A 14,217-nucleotide genomic window follows, 5' to 3' on the forward strand; every position below is an offset into this window, starting at 1 on the left:
AGACCGCTCTGTGGACACCGGGGCGGGTATTCCGGGCGGCCCTGCGGCCGGTGCGGCGGGCGGTCATGCGGCCGGTGATCACTCGTCTCCGCGCAGCGCCCGACGCCGGCTCTCCAGCTCCATCAGCTCGGCGTTCAGCGCGCGGTGCTCCTCCGGGTTCTCCGCCGGATTCATCCGCTGCAGGCGCCCGATGAGATTGGCCTTCTGATGGGTGATCTTCAGCTCCACCAGCCGGTTGAGGATGGACTGGCAGTAGTTCTCCAAGTCCTCCTCGGTACGGGTGGGCAACGTGGTGACCGCCAGCTCGGAGACCAGCGAACGGATGGGCTCAGGCACCTCGTCCCGGACGTTCTGCACCCAGTTCCGCGGGTCCGAGGCCTGGGCCGCGGCCACCCGGATGCCGTCGTGGATGGCCTGATGCGCCGGGGCGGTGAAGCGGACGGTGAAGATCTCCTCCCACTGCTCAGCGGTCAGCCGCGTGGGGTGCTGGAGGATGACCTCCAGCGCCTGGCGCTCCATCATGACCGCCGGGTCCCGGGTGTCGGGCCGTTGGAACTGCGGCATGGCGGGCATCCCCGGATCGGCCAGATCGCCGGGGGGCCCCTGACCGCCCGGGCCGGGCTGGAAGCCGCCCTGATCATGGGGCGGGGGATCCCCCTGGCGGCTGGGCCGGGAGTCGGGCTCGGAGCCGGGCTGGAGGCCGCGGCGTCGGGCGGATTCCACCGCACGGACGACGTCGTCCATCTCCGCACCCAGCCAGCCGGCCAGCTCCCGGGTGTAGGCCGGGCGCAGAGCTGGGTCCTTGATGCCGCCGACGATGGGAGCGGTGGCGCGCAGCGCCTGGACCCGGCCTTCGATGGTGTTGAGGTCGAAGTCCTTGAGCTTGGCGCGGATGGCGAATTCGAACAGCGGCGTCTTGGAGCCGATCAGCTCCTTGACCGCTTCGTCCCCGCGGTGCTGGCGCACATCGCAGGGGTCCATACCCGCGGGGCCCACCGCGATGAAGGTCTTGGCGAGGAACATATGGTCCTCTTTGAAGGCTTTGAGGGCGGCCTGCTGACCGGCGTCGTCGCCGTCGAAGGTGAAGATCACCTCTCCCCCGCCGCCGTCGTCGGAGAGCAGGCGCCGGGCCACCTTCACGTGCCCCTCGCCGAAGGCGGTGCCGCAGGTGGCCACCGCGGTCTCCACCCCGGCCACATGGCAGGCCATGACGTCGGTGTAGCCCTCCACCACCACCAGCTGGCGCTGCTTAGCGATGTTCCGCTTGGCGTGCTCGATCCCGTAGAGGACCTGGGACTTCTTATAGACCTGGGTCTCCGGGGAATTCAGGTACTTGGGGCCCTTGTCATCCTCGTAGAGGCGCCGGCCGCCGAAGCCCACGGTGTTGCCGGTCATATCTCGGATGGGCCACATGAGCCGGCCGCGGAAGCGGTCGTAGATGCCGCGGCTGCCCTCGGAGAACATGCCGGTCAGCTTGAGCTCGTCGTCGCGGAAGCCCTTGGTGCGCAGGTGCTTGAGCAGGTTGTCCCAGCCCTTGGGCGCGTAGCCGACGTCGAACTTCTCGGCATGCTCGCGGGTGAAGCCGCGGTCCTGGAGGAACTCACGGGCGGTCTGCGCCTCCGGGGAGAGCAGGGCGGAGCGGTAGAACTCATCGGCGATCTTATGGGCATCCAGCATGCGCTGACGCCGCCCGATCTCTTCCTTGTCCGGGCCCTTGCCGCCGTCCTCGTAGCGCAGTTCGATGCCGTACTTTCCGGCCAGGCGTTCCACCGTCTCCTGAAAGCTGGTGTGGTCCATGGCCATCAGAAAGGCGATGACGTCGCCGGACTCCCCGCAGCCGAAGCAGTGATAGGTGCCCACCTGCGGGCGGATGTGGAAGCTGGGGGTGCGCTCGTCGTGGAAGGGGCAGAGCCCCTTCCAGCTGCCGATGCCGGCGCCCTTGAGGGTGACGTACTGCTCGACGACTTCACGCAGATCCGCACGTTCGCGTACGGCGTCGATGTCTTCGCGCTTGATCAGTCCTGCCACAGGACAACTCTAGCCACTCTGGGCAAATCTGCGGTCAGATTCTCCACAGGTCCGCCCATCCGTCGGACCCGGCCGGCGCTCTGGGGAATCCCGGTGACCCCATCCGGGTTGACCCGGACATGGACACGATGGACATCGAGCACACCGGCCCTGCTGACGTCGAGCTCTCCCAGGCGGACCGCGCCTCAGTGCAGCGGCTGACCGCCGACTCCGCCGCCCGCGGGGTGGAGCTGACGCTCGTGGCCCGCGGCGAGGCCCGGTCCTTGGAGGAGGCCGCGGCGAACATCGGGGTCGAGCCCCGGGAGATCGTCAAGACCCTGGTCGCCAAGACCAAGGTCTCCCAGACCGCCCGCGAGCACAGCTATGTGCTGGTCCTCATCCCCGGGGACCGTCAGGTGGACTGGGCCAAGCTGCGGCGGCTGGCCGGGATGAAGAAGATGTCCATGACCTCGCCCGAGGAGGCGGTGGAGGCCACCGGGTATCGGCCCGGCACCATCACGCCCTTCGGCGCGGAGACCGCCGAAGGCATCCGCTGGCGCGTCTATGCGGATGAGTCGATCACCGGGCGCATCGCCATGGGCGCCGGCGCCCACGGGCTGAGCCTCTTCGTAGACTCGGAGGCACTCTTCACCGCCTACGACGTCGTCACCGGCAACATCTCGAAAGACCCGCAGGAGGCCTGAGCGGCCCTCACCGGTCCTGGGGCGGGTCCTCCAGCTGAGCGAGCACGTCCTCGATCCGAACCGGCCCCTCGGGGTCCTGATTCCATGGCATCCGAGCCAGCACCTGGGCCATTCCACAGGTGTTCGAGGCGGCCGAATAGATCAGGCCCGAGGCGATCGCCCCAGAGATCACGCGTGCCTTCGGGCTGAGGAGACGCCCGCCGAGCAGCCCGACGAGCACCAGCGACCCAGCCGCCATGCGCACCTGCCGCTCCATGGCCCACGGGCCCTCGCCCCTCTGGACCGCAGCGTCGCCGACGGCCGCACGGTAGCCGTTCAGCCCGCCGTCGAGCACCCTGGCCTCCGTGAGGCCCGCACCGGCGAGCAGCTCCCGCGCCTGCCGAGATCGTGGGCCGGACTGGCACAGCACCACCACGGGGCGATCTGCGTCGGCGAGCGCGTCCGCGAGCCGCTGAGTCTCACCCCGGACGAGCTCCTCGGGCACGAGGACGGATCCGGTCAGGTGCGCGCCACGGTGCTCCGCGGGCGTACGTACGTCGAGCAGCACCGGCGCCACGGCACCGTTGAGCAGCTCACGGAGCTCGTCGACGCTGATGGTGGTCTCGGGGTTCTGAGCGGTCATCCGGGCCTCCAGCGTGCAGGGGTCATCCGGGCCTCCAGCGTGCAGGGGTCGTCGCGGGTCACGGTGCGGTGCCAGGCCCCTGTCTCGGAACCGGCCCGATCTCGCAGGTTCCAGTCTAGTGGACCTCCCCGGCGAATCCCACCTGGGTTTATCCTCCGCCCGCGGCGCCACCTGAGCCTGCGGGTCGGCGATCCTCAGCCGAAGAGCCGGTTGGTGAACGGCTTGCCCTGCACCAGGGCGTAGTACCACTCCAGAGCGGCTCCGTCGGTCAGGGAGGCGATCTGATCGACGATCACCCGACGGCGGGCAGCGTCGTCGGAGGCGTCCCGCCAGTCCTGCTTGAACATGGGCTCCAAGTAGCGGTCCTCGGTCTCGGAGAGCAGCTGCACCAGCCCCTCGAGGACCTCCCGCTGCCGCAGGTACACCGGCTTCTGCTGGTCCGAGGTCATGATGTAGGCCGCCGCCAGTCCCTTCATCGCGGAGATCTCCATCACGGTGTCCTCCGGAACCATCAGGTCGGCCTCATGACGGACCAGCGAATGGTCCCCATGGGCCTCTCGGGTGGCGGAGTAGATCGCTCCGCAGAACCGACCGATCAGCTCGCTGGTCATGTTCTTCAGCGCGGCCAGGGAGCGGCGCGACCCATCAGACTCCCGCACCCAGCCGTCCATGGCTGAGAGCCTGTCGAAGGCCTCCTCGATGCGGTCCTCGTCGGTCCCCGGCAGATACCACTCGCGGGTCACCTGCACCACGCGCTTGCGCTGCAGCGGCACCTCCAGGAAGCGCAGCTGGAATTGGCCGGAGAAGATGCCGTCCTCCACATCGTGCACGGAATAGGCGATGTCATCGGCGGCGTCCATCACCTGGGCCTCCATCGACTTCCGTCGCCCCTCCACGCCCTGGCGGATCCAGGCGAACACGTCGACGTCGTCCTCATAGGCGCCGAACTTCTGGCTGCGGGTGCCATCGGGCTTCACCGGCGCCTCGTGCTGGCGCCACGGGTACTTCACCGCGGCGTCCAGGGAGGCCCGGGTGAGGTTCAGCCCGGCGGAGCGGCCGTCGGGGTGGAACCGTTTGGTCTCCAGGCGCGTCAGCAGGCGCAGGGTCTGGGCGTTGCCTTCGAACCCTCCGGCCTCGCCCATCAGCTCATTGAGGACGTTCTCTCCGTTGTGGCCGAAGGGCGGGTGCCCGAGGTCATGGGAGAGGCAGGCGGCGTCTACGACGTCGGGATCGCAGCCGAGCATGCGGCCCAGATCCCGCCCTACCTGAGCGACCTCCAAGGAGTGCGTGAGCCGGGTGCGGGCGAAGTCGTCGGCGTCGGGCGAGACCACCTGGGTCTTGGCCCCGAGCCGGCGCAGCGCCGAGGAATGCAGCAGCCGCGCCCGGTCCCGCTCGAAGGAGGACCGGTAGACGGACTTGCCGTGCTCAGGGAGCCAGCGCTCCTCATCGGCCTCGGTGTATCCGGGCTTGAGGGCCGCGTAGTCCCCCTCCAAGCGCTCGACGTCCTCTATGCTCACCGTTCCAGCCTATCGGAGACATGGCGGTGCGCCGCATGAGCAGGCCGATTCAGCCTCCGGAGGTGTCCACCTCGGCGGCTTTGATCATCTCTCGCTGCTCCTCGTTGAGCTCCTGGGACTCCAGCCAGTCCTCCGGCAGGTGGACCTTCTTGGGGGAGCCGGCCCGGCCGCGCGGCCCTTCGGCAGGCTCGCCCGGGTAGCCGATGGACTGGTCCAGCTGGCCCAGCAGGTCCTCCAGCTGGGCCAGGGTCTCCACGGTGACAAGCTGGGAGCGCAGAGCCCCGCCGATCGGATAGCCCTTGAAGTACCAGGCCACATGCTTGCGGATGTCCTGCATGGCCTTGCGCTCGTCGCCGTCGAAGTAGGGGATGAGCATCTGGGCATGGGTCAGCAGGGTCCGGATCACCATGGGAAGATCCGGGCGATGGCGCTCCTGCCGGCCTTCGAAGGCCGCCTGGAGGTCCCCGAAGAGCCAGGGTCGGCCCTGGCAGCCACGGCCGACGACGACGCCGTCGACGCCGGTCTGCTCCACCATGCGCACCGCATCCTCGGCGGACCAGATGTCGCCGTTGCCCAGCACCGGGATGTCCGGCAGAGACTCCCGCAGCGCGGCGATGGCTGACCAGTCGGCCTGGCCTGAGTAGTGCTGCCGGGTGGTACGGCCGTGCAGCGCAACAGCGGCCACCCCGGAGTCGCGGGCGACCTTGCCGGCCTCGATGAAGGTCAGGTGGTCCTCGTCGATGCCTTTGCGCATCTTCACGGTCACCGGGATGTTGTTCTTCGAGGCCTCACGCACAGCGGTGGACACGATGGATTCGAAGAGCCGGATCTTCCAGGGCAGCGCCGATCCCCCGCCCTTGCGGGTGACCTTGGGGACGGGGCAGCCGAAGTTCAGATCGATGTGGTCCGCACGGTCCTCCTCGACCATCATGCGGACGGCATGGCCGGTGGTGACCGGGTCCACGGAGTAGAGCTGCACCGAGCGCGGGACCTCGTCCGGCTCGTGCTTGATGATCCGCAGGCTCTCGGGGCGGCGTTCGACCAGCGCCCGGGCGGTGACCATCTCATTGACGTAGAGACCACCGCCGTACTCGCGGCAGAGGCGGCGGAAGGCAGTGTTGGTGATGCCAGCCATGGGGGCCAGCACCACCGGGGTGTCCACGGTGATGGGGCCCAGCTTCAGGGCTGGAAGCAGAGACATGCCCGGCTCAGCGGACTCAGAAAGCGTAGTGGTCACGCTTCCATTGTCCACCTGAGGCCGGGCACGTTCCAGCTGAGGCCGCTGCTGCGGCGGTTCAGTCGTCGCGCAGGTGTCGGAAAGGGGCCGGTTCGCGGCTCATTCCGACACCTGCGCGACAGTCGAACGGACTGGTCAGGCGCGGAAGCGCGGGAAGGCGCTCGCTCCAGCGTAGGCTGCGGCGTCGCCGAGCTCCTCCTCGATGCGCAGCAGCTGGTTGTACTTCGCCACGCGTTCGGAACGTGCCGGTGCACCGGTCTTGATCTGGCCGGCGTTGGTGGCCACGGCGATGTCTGAGATGGTGGTGTCCTCGGTCTCGCCGGAGCGGTGGGAGATCATCGTGGTGTAACGGCTGCGCTGCGCCAGAGAGATCGCGTCGAAGGTCTCGGTCAGGGAGCCGATCTGGTTGACCTTCACCAGCAGCGAGTTGGCGGTGTCGTTGTCGATGCCCTTGCCCAGACGGTCCGGGTTGGTGACGAACAGGTCGTCGCCGACCAGCTGGACCTTGTCGCCGATGGTCTCGGTGAGGGTCTTCCAGCCGGCCCAGTCGTCCTCGTCCAGCGGGTCCTCGATGGAGACCAGCGGGTAGGCCTCCACGAGCTCCTTGTAGTAGGCGCTCATCTGCTCAGGGGACTTCTTCTCGCCCTCGAAGGTGTAGGCGCCCTCGGAGTAGAACTCGGTGGCGGCGACGTCCAGCGCCAGCGCCACGTCCTTGCCCGGGGTGTAGCCGGCGCGCTTGATGGCCTCGGTGATGAGGTCCAGCGCCTCACGGTTGGAGGTCAGGTTCGGCGCGAAGCCGCCCTCATCGCCCAGGCCGGTGGCCAGGCCCTTCTCCTTCAGCAGGGACTTCAGCGCGTGGTAGACCTCGACGCCGGCGCGCAGCGCCTCGGAGAAGGTGGCCGCACCGATGGGCGCGATCATGAACTCCTGGATGTCCACGTTGGAGTCTGCGTGGGAGCCGCCGTTGAGGATGTTCATCATCGGCACCGGCAGCAGGTGGGCGTTGGGGCCGCCCAGGTACTTGTACAGGGACAGGTCCGAGGCGTCGGCTGCGGCCTTGGCCACGGCCAGGGAGACGCCGAGGATGGCGTTGGCACCCAGGGAGCCCTTGTTCTCGGTGCCGTCGAGGTCCAGCAGGATCTGGTCGATCACGCGCTGCTCAGTGGCGTCCTGGCCCTCCAGGGCGGGGGCGATGACGTCGTTGACGGCGGAGACCGCACCGGTCACGCCCTTGCCCAGGTAGCGGCCCTTATCGCCGTCGCGGCGCTCCACGGCCTCGAAGGCACCCGTGGAGGCGCCGGAGGGCACTGCGGCCTGGCCGAAGCTGCCGTCGTCGAGGAGGACGTCCACCTCCACGGTGGGGTTGCCGCGGGAATCGAGGATCTCGCGGCCGTACACACTGGCGATCAGAGACATTGATGCTCCTTATGTCATGGATAGATGAAGAGTCCCCGTTGACTTAGGCACCAGCCTAGTCGACGGAATGGGTCAGGACCGGCCCTGCTCACCCGCAGCTTCCTCAGACTTCTCCTGCTGTTTGATCCGCTGCCAGGCGGCGTCGATCTCCTCCAGGCTGGCCTGGGTGGGCGAGAGCTCGCCCTCAGAGGTGAAGACGTGCGGGCTGCGGCGGATCAGTTTGGCGGTGATGGCCTCGGCCACCCCGCCGAAGTCGAAGTCTCCGCGCTCGGAGGCGATCTGGGCGTGCAGCACGATCTGCAGCAGCAGATCCCCCAGCTCGCGGCGCAGCGGGTCGCCGAGGACGCCGGCGTCGATCTCCTCGATGACCTCCTGGGACTCCTCCGCCAAGTAGGGGGTCAGCGCCTCATGGGTGAGCTCCGCGGTCCACGGGCAGTGTTCGCGCAACGAGGCGATGACCCACTGCAGCTTGGCGAAGGGATCCTCAGGGGGTGTGGTCATCTCAGGCTTTCGTGCTCAGGCGTTCCAGGCCTCGAGGATCACCCCGGCCAGCGCTTCGCGCTCCTCGTAGCCGAGGAAGGAGGACTCCAGGGCGTTGATCTGGAAGTCGGCCAGCTCGGCCAGACCGTAGTCGAAGGTGACCGCGATCTGGGCCAGCTCATAGGACAAAGTGACGCCGGAGACCAGACGGTTGTCGGTGTTCACCCCGATGTTGAAGCCCAGCTGATAGAGCATGTCGAAGGGGTGGTCGGCCAGTGCCGCTCTGCCGCCCTCGGAGAAGCCGTCGGCGGCACCGGTCTGGAGGTTCGACGTCGGGCTGGCCTCCAGGTGGATCTGCCGGTCGCGGACCCAGCGGGCCACCGGACCGAGCTCCACCTCCACCAGCTCCTCCTCGCCGTCCTCGGCAGTCTTGCTGCGCGAGGACTCACCCACGGTGACGGTGATGTCCTCGGCCACGCGGATGCCGTGGCCCAGGCGCTGGGCGCGGCCGGAGACCAGGGCGTCGCGGACGGATTCGACGCCGTCGGCCTCACCGGCGTGCACTGTGGCCGGCAGCATCTCCTCGGCCAGGCGGGTGAAGGCGCCGGCGAACTTGGACGGCGGGAAGCCTGCCTCGGGGCCGGCGATGTCGAAGCCGAGCACGCCCTTGTCGCGGTGGCGCAGGGCGACCTCGACGACCTCATCGGCGCGGTCGGACTGGCGCATCGCGGAGATCAGCTGACCGACCACGATGATCCCGTCCTGGGCCTCCACGGAGGACATGCCCTCTTCCAGGCCTGTCTGGACGGCCTCCACGGCCTCATCCAGGCTCAGGCCCTCGGCCTGGTGCTGCTCGGGGGCCCAGCGGACCTCGGCGTAGACGATGCCGTCGGCGGCCAGGTCCTCCACGTATTCCTTGGCCACGCGGCGCAGGTTCGCGGCGGTCTGCATGACCGCAGTGGTGTGGGCGAAAGCCTCCAAGTACTTCTCCAGGGAGCCGGAGTTCGCATTGCGGCTGAAGGTCTCGGCCAGCTCATCGGGATCCTGGGTGGGCAGCTCGTGGCCGATCTCAGCGGCGAGCTCCACCAGAGTGGCGGGGCGAAGGGATCCGTCCAGGTGATCGTGGAGGGAGACCTTGGGGAGGTTACGGAGCTGCTCTTCGATCTTTGCGGCAGCGGTACGATCTTCGGCTTCGATAGAAGTCATGCCCCCAGCCTAATCGTTCTCCTCGTCCGTGCGCCGCTTTCTCCTCAGATGGATGGGCGCAGGCAGGTCGATGGCTGCGGTGTCCTGGTAGCCGGCCGGGTCCAGCGGAACGCCCTTGCGGTCCAGCCAGCGGGCAAGCAGGGTGAAGAGCCGCTCGCAGAGCAGACCGATCACCAGGGCCATGGCGATCCCCAGAGCCATGGCGATCAGCGTGCTGTCGAAGATGGCCTCTCCGGCGATCCCCAGGCCGATCAGCCAGGCCGCCCAGACGAAGGAGGCGGCGGCGTCGATCAGCAGGAAGCGGGGCAGCGAGTATCCGGTGGAGCCGGCCACGAAGTTGATGGCCACTCGGGCGCCGGGGATGAACCGGCCCACGAAGATCACCATGACACCGCGCTTATCCAGCTCGTGGCGGGCCCACATGAGCGTCTTGAGCATCGTGGGCCGCCGCATCCACCGGAAGCGGCCCTGACCCTCCAGCATGCCGCGCCCGATGACGGCGCCCAGCCGGTAGGCGGTGAGGTCGCCGAGCACGGCGGCGGTTCCGGCCACCAACACCACCCAGGGCCACCAGGGGGTTCCGGGCTCCCCCTGGACCGAGCCCAGGGTGATGACCAGGGAGTCGGAGGGAAGCGGCGGGAAGAACCCGTTGACCGTGACGAATCCGAACAGCGCCAGCAGCGTCCACCAGCCGGAGGCGACGTCCACCACCAGCTCCTGGAGCGCGTCGGAGTAATCGATCAGCCGCATGGGTCTCCCGCCGCTGGGCGCCTCAGAGGTCCTGAGCGGTGATGCGTCCCTGCAGCAGAGGCGGCAGCTCAGCGGGACCGCCGGAGACGTCCACGTCCACGGAACCCTCCAGAGCCTCCTCGGCCCGGGCGATCCGTTCCTCGTCGTCGGTGAGCAGGGTGAACAGCGGCTGTCCCTCAGCGATCTGGTCACCCGGCTTGGCGTGCATGCGCACACCGGCTCCCGCCTGCACGGCGTCCTCCTTGCGGGCGCGTCCGGCACCCAGGCGCCAGGCGGCCAGTCCCACAGCCATGGCGTCCATGCGGGTCATGGTGCCGGAGGCGCCGGCGGTGATGGTGTGTGAGTGGGCGGCCTGCGGGAACGCTGCCTGCGGATCCCCGCCCTGGGCCGCGATCATCTGGTTCCAGGAGTCCATGGCACGGCCGTTGCGCAGGTTCTCTGCCGGGTCCACACCGGTGATCCCGACGCCGGCGAGCATCTCGCGCGCCAGCTCCACCGTGAGCTCCACGACGTCGGCGGGGCCGCCTCCGGCCAACACCTCCAGGGACTCTTCGACCTCGATGCCGTTGCCGGCGGTCAGACCCAGCGGGGTTTCCATGGAGGTGATCAGCGCTGTGGTGTTGACCCCGGCGTCGGTGCCCAGGGCCACCATGGTGCGAGCGAGCTCCTCGGAGTCCTCGCCGGTCTTCATGAAGGCGCCGGAGCCGGTCTTCACGTCCAGGACCAGGGCGTCGGTGCCCTCGGCGATCTTCTTGGACATGATGGATGAGGCGATCAGCGGGATGGCCTCCACCGTGCCGGTGACGTCGCGCAGGGCGTAGAGCTTCTTATCGGCCGGGGCCAGGCCGGCTCCGGCCGCACAGATCACTGCGGAGATGGAGTCCAGCTGGGCGAGCATCTCCTCGTTCGACAGCGAGGCCCGCCAGCCGGGGATGGCCTCGAGCTTGTCCAGGGTGCCACCGGTATGGCCGAGCCCGCGGCCGGAGAGCTGCGGGACAGGCACGCCGCAGCTGGCCACCAGTGGGGCCAGCGGAAGGGTGATCTTGTCCCCCACGCCGCCGGTGGAGTGCTTATCAGCGGTCAGGCGGCGTTCGCCGTCGGCGGTCTTCAGCGAGCTGAAGTCCATGGTCTCGCCGGAGGCGATCATCGCAGCGGTCCACCGGCTGATCTCCTCACGACTCATCCCACGCAGCAGGATGGCCATGGCCATGGCCGACATCTGCTCATCGGCCACATAGCCGTCGGTGTAGGCGGCGATCATCCAGTCGATCTCGACCTCGCTGAGCCGGCCGCCGTCGCGCTTGGTGCGGATGAGGTCGGTGGCGCTGAAGGCTCCGGGGTCGAAGGCGGTGCCGGAGAGGGAAGACGGGGGCATGGAGGCTCTCACTTCTCGAGGTCGCGGGGGCCGAAGGCTTCGGGCAGGAAGTCGTCCATGCTCATCACGCCCTGGGCGGTGAGGATGAACATGGTCTCGGCACGGAATTCGTTGAGCAGCTGACGGCAGCGGCCGCAGGCGGTGATGTACTCGCCCTCGCCGTTGACGCAGGTGAACGCGACGATCTTACCGCCGCCGCTCATCTGCAGCTGACCCACCATGGTGCACTCTGCGCAGAGCCCGACGCCGTAGGAGGCGTTCTCCACGTTGCAGCCGGAGACCACGCTGCCGTTGTCCAGCAGGGCCGCGGCACCCACCGGGTACTTGGAGTAGGGAACATAGGCCTTGGTCATGGCGATGCGCGCCTGGGTGGTCAGCTCCTCCCAGTCCACATCCTCAGGGATCCGAGGGACCAGGCCGATGGCTCCGGTCAGGCTCAGCCCGGCGGTGTCCGGTCCGGTGGAAGAGGTCTCTTCACTCATGCATCCATCCTAGAACGTAGGGCCACGGCCGCCATCACCTTGACTCCGACGCCGATGGCCCGCTCATCGGGAGCGTAGTCGCCGCGGTGCAGGTCGAAGGAGGGGCCGTCGGGAGTGCGGGTTCCCAGACGGAACATGGATCCGGGGATCTCCTGGGTCATCCAGGCGAAGTCCTCCCCGCCCATGGACTGTTCGGCCAGGGTCAGGCATCCCGAGCCCAGGATCTCCTTGGCCGCACTGTCCACGCGGGTGGTCTCGGTCTCGTCGTTGATGACCGGGGGCACGCCGCGGACGTGTTCGAGCTGGACGTCCGCCCCGTAGGAGTTGGCGGCCTGCTCCACGATGGGCGCCAGCACTCCCCCGGCGTCCTTCCAGGCATCGGCGTCCAGAATCCGCATGGTGCCGGCCAGCGTGCCGGTGGCGGGGATGGCGTTGGCGGCGTTGCCGGCGCGAATGGTGCCCCAGACCAGGGAGACGCCGCTGCGCACGTCGATCCGGCGGGCCAGCACGGCGGGGACGGTGGTGGCCAGGTGTCCCAGGGCACCCACCACGTCTTCGGTCAGATGGGGCCGGGAGGTGTGGCCGCCTCGGCCGCTGACGTCGATCCGCACCAGGTCGGAGGCAGAGGTGATCGCGCCGATGCGGGTGCCGATCGATCCCACGGTGAGCTTGGGGTCGCAGTGCAGCGCGAAGATGCGCGGCAGCGGCTTGAGCAGCCCCTGGGCGACGACCTCTTCGGCGCCGCCGGGCATGGTCTCCTCCGCGGGCTGGAAGATCACCCGGTAGCGGTTCTCCAGTCCGATCTCACGGTGCAGCCGGCTCAGCGTCAGCGCGATGCCCATCATGACCGTGGTGTGGATGTCGTGGCCGCAGGCGTGGGCCACGCCGGGGTTCTGCGAGGCGTAGGGCAGCTCGGTGACCTCGTCCAGGGGCAACGCGTCGATGTCGCCGCGGAAGCCTGCGGCGAACTCGGCGTCCTCCGGGCCGATGTCCACGTAGAGCCCGGTGGTCTCCGGCAGGGTCTGGGGCTCCAGGCCGGCCTCCTGGAGCCAGCCCACCAGGCGGCGGGTGGTGTCCTCCTCCTGGAAGGACAGCTCCGGGTTCTGGTGCAGCTCGCGGCGGACCTCCACCAGGCGCTCGTCCAGCTCCTCCACGACGCCGGCGGCTCGGCTGATCAGCGCCTCCCCCGAGTGCGCCGTCTCAGACCAGGCCGCCTCGGACTCAGTGACATCAGAGGACATCGGAGTCTCCCTTCTCCTTGAGCGCCTCCACCGCCTGCTTCACGGACTGGGCGTGGTCGGTGGTGGTGACCAGCAGGGCGTCGTCGGTGTCCACCACCACGATGTCCTTGATCCCGATCAGCGCAACCACGCGGTCGGTCTCCGAGACCACCACTCCGGACGAAGCGTCGGAATAGACCCGCGAGGAGTCGCCCAGCACCGTCATGTGGTCCTCGTCCTCGGCCGGGTTCAGCCGGGCGATGGCGGCGAAGTCTCCCACGTCGTCCCAGGTGAAGTACCCAGGGATGACGGCCACATCGCCGGCCGCGGCGGCGGGCTCGGCCACGGCATAGTCGATGGCGGTCTTGGGCAGCGTCGGCCAGATCCGCTCCATGACCTCCTCCTGCTGATCAGTGCCCCAGGCGGCGGCGATCTCGGTGAGTCCGGCGTGCAGCTCGGGCTCATTGGCCTTCAGATGCTTCAGCAGCAGGGCCACCGGGGCGACGAACATGCCGGCGTTCCAGAGGTAGGAGCCGCTGTCCACATACTCCTGGGCCTTGGCCTCACCGGGCTTCTCCACGAACTCGGCCACCTCGCGGGCGCTGGGTGCGCCCTCGACGCTCAGCGCCTGACCCTCACGGATATAGCCGAAGCCGGTGGACGGCGTCGTGGGCCTGATGCCGATGGTGACGATCCTGCCGGCGGCCGCGGTGACCGCTGCCTCCTTCACGGCCTCCTGGAAGACGTCCACCGGGGCGATGACCTGGTCGGCGGCGAAGGACCCCATGATGATCGCGGGGTCGCGGCGGTGCAGGATGGCAGCGGCCAGGCCGATGGCGGCCGCCGAGTCCTTGGGCGAGGGCTCAAGCACCAGGTCGGAACCGTCGAGCTCGGGGATCTGCTCCCGGACCGCATCCCGGTGGGACTCCCCGGTCACCACCATCACCCGGCTGCCGGTCAGCGGGGCCAGCCGTTCGAAGGTCCCGCGGATCAGAGTGGTCCCGGCTCCGGTGAGGTCGTGGAGGAACTTGGGCGCATTGGCGCGCGAGAGCGGCCAGAGCCTGGTTCCGACCCCACCGGCGGGGATGACGGTGTAGAAGTTCTGGAGCGCTTGAGTCACTCCACCAGGGTACGGCAGGGCCTGCGGAGCTGACATCGGAGAAGAGCTTTTCCATGTTTCACATTCATTGCGATTTTCTAC

The 14,217-nt window shown here is 68.6% G+C and carries 13 protein-coding genes; 1 reads left to right on the forward strand and 12 read right to left on the reverse strand.

All coding sequences use genetic code 11. The features are described from left to right. Positions 1-78 precede the first annotated feature (78 nt). Entirely contained in the window at positions 79-2,028 is a 1,950-nt protein-coding gene (gene dnaG / locus IEW85_RS12040; RefSeq protein ID WP_188686067.1) for a DNA primase, read from the reverse strand. A gap of 119 nt (positions 2,029-2,147) precedes the next feature. Here dnaG and IEW85_RS12045 point away from each other — a divergent pair, with 119 nt between their 5' ends. After that, complete coding sequence (locus IEW85_RS12045; protein ID WP_229659002.1) at positions 2,148-2,711, forward strand: aminoacyl-tRNA deacylase; 564 nt, start codon at positions 2,148-2,150, stop codon at positions 2,709-2,711. Positions 2,712-2,718: 7 nt separating this feature from the next. Here IEW85_RS12045 and IEW85_RS12050 read toward each other — a convergent pair whose 3' ends face one another. The 11 genes from IEW85_RS12050 to IEW85_RS12100 all read right to left on the reverse strand — a co-directional run bounded on the left by IEW85_RS12050 (position 2,719) and on the right by IEW85_RS12100 (position 14,136). Continuing rightward, a complete protein-coding gene (locus tag IEW85_RS12050) occupies positions 2,719-3,333 on the reverse strand; it encodes a rhodanese-like domain-containing protein (protein ID WP_188686074.1) in 615 nt (204 codons plus the stop codon). Positions 3,334-3,527: 194 nt separating this feature from the next. Further along, positions 3,528-4,850, reverse strand: a complete 1,323-nt coding sequence (locus tag IEW85_RS12055; RefSeq protein ID WP_188686076.1) for a deoxyguanosinetriphosphate triphosphohydrolase — start codon at positions 4,848-4,850, stop codon at positions 3,528-3,530. Positions 4,851-4,899: 49 nt separating this feature from the next. Next, a complete protein-coding gene (dusB, locus tag IEW85_RS12060) occupies positions 4,900-6,051 on the reverse strand; it encodes a tRNA dihydrouridine synthase DusB (protein WP_188686183.1) in 1,152 nt (383 codons plus the stop codon). A gap of 171 nt (positions 6,052-6,222) precedes the next feature. Beyond that, positions 6,223-7,503, reverse strand: coding sequence for a phosphopyruvate hydratase (eno, locus tag IEW85_RS12065; RefSeq protein WP_188686078.1), 1,281 nt, complete (start codon positions 7,501-7,503; stop codon positions 6,223-6,225). 72 nt (positions 7,504-7,575) lie between these two features. Beyond that, complete coding sequence (locus IEW85_RS12070; RefSeq protein WP_188686079.1) at positions 7,576-8,004, reverse strand: MazG nucleotide pyrophosphohydrolase domain-containing protein; 429 nt, start codon at positions 8,002-8,004, stop codon at positions 7,576-7,578. A 15-nt stretch (positions 8,005-8,019) separates the two neighbouring features. Beyond that, positions 8,020-9,189, reverse strand: a complete 1,170-nt coding sequence (locus tag IEW85_RS12075) for an adenosine deaminase (protein WP_188686081.1) — start codon at positions 9,187-9,189, stop codon at positions 8,020-8,022. 9 nt (positions 9,190-9,198) lie between these two features. Continuing rightward, positions 9,199-9,939, reverse strand: coding sequence for a DedA family protein (locus IEW85_RS12080; protein WP_188686083.1), 741 nt, complete (start codon positions 9,937-9,939; stop codon positions 9,199-9,201). A 22-nt stretch (positions 9,940-9,961) separates the two neighbouring features. Next, on the reverse strand, positions 9,962-11,314 hold the full coding sequence (locus IEW85_RS12085; RefSeq protein WP_188686086.1) for a thymidine phosphorylase: 1,353 nt from the start codon (positions 11,312-11,314) through the stop codon (positions 9,962-9,964). An 8-nt stretch (positions 11,315-11,322) separates the two neighbouring features. Then, the gene (locus IEW85_RS12090; RefSeq protein WP_188686089.1) at positions 11,323-11,796 is read right to left on the reverse strand and encodes a cytidine deaminase; all 474 of its coding nucleotides are present in this window, start codon (positions 11,794-11,796) and stop codon (positions 11,323-11,325) included. Next, positions 11,793-13,037, reverse strand: coding sequence for an amidohydrolase (locus IEW85_RS12095; RefSeq protein WP_188686091.1), 1,245 nt, complete (start codon positions 13,035-13,037; stop codon positions 11,793-11,795). The genes IEW85_RS12090 and IEW85_RS12095 overlap by 4 nt, the downstream gene beginning before the upstream one ends. Beyond that, the gene (locus IEW85_RS12100) at positions 13,027-14,136 is read right to left on the reverse strand and encodes a mannose-1-phosphate guanylyltransferase (RefSeq protein WP_229659003.1); all 1,110 of its coding nucleotides are present in this window, start codon (positions 14,134-14,136) and stop codon (positions 13,027-13,029) included. Before IEW85_RS12100 ends, IEW85_RS12095 begins: the two co-directional genes overlap by 11 nt. Positions 14,137-14,217 lie beyond the last annotated feature (81 nt).

It is taken from the genome of Nesterenkonia cremea (genome assembly GCF_014642675.1).
Taxonomy (GTDB): domain Bacteria; phylum Actinomycetota; class Actinomycetes; order Actinomycetales; family Micrococcaceae; genus Nesterenkonia; species Nesterenkonia cremea.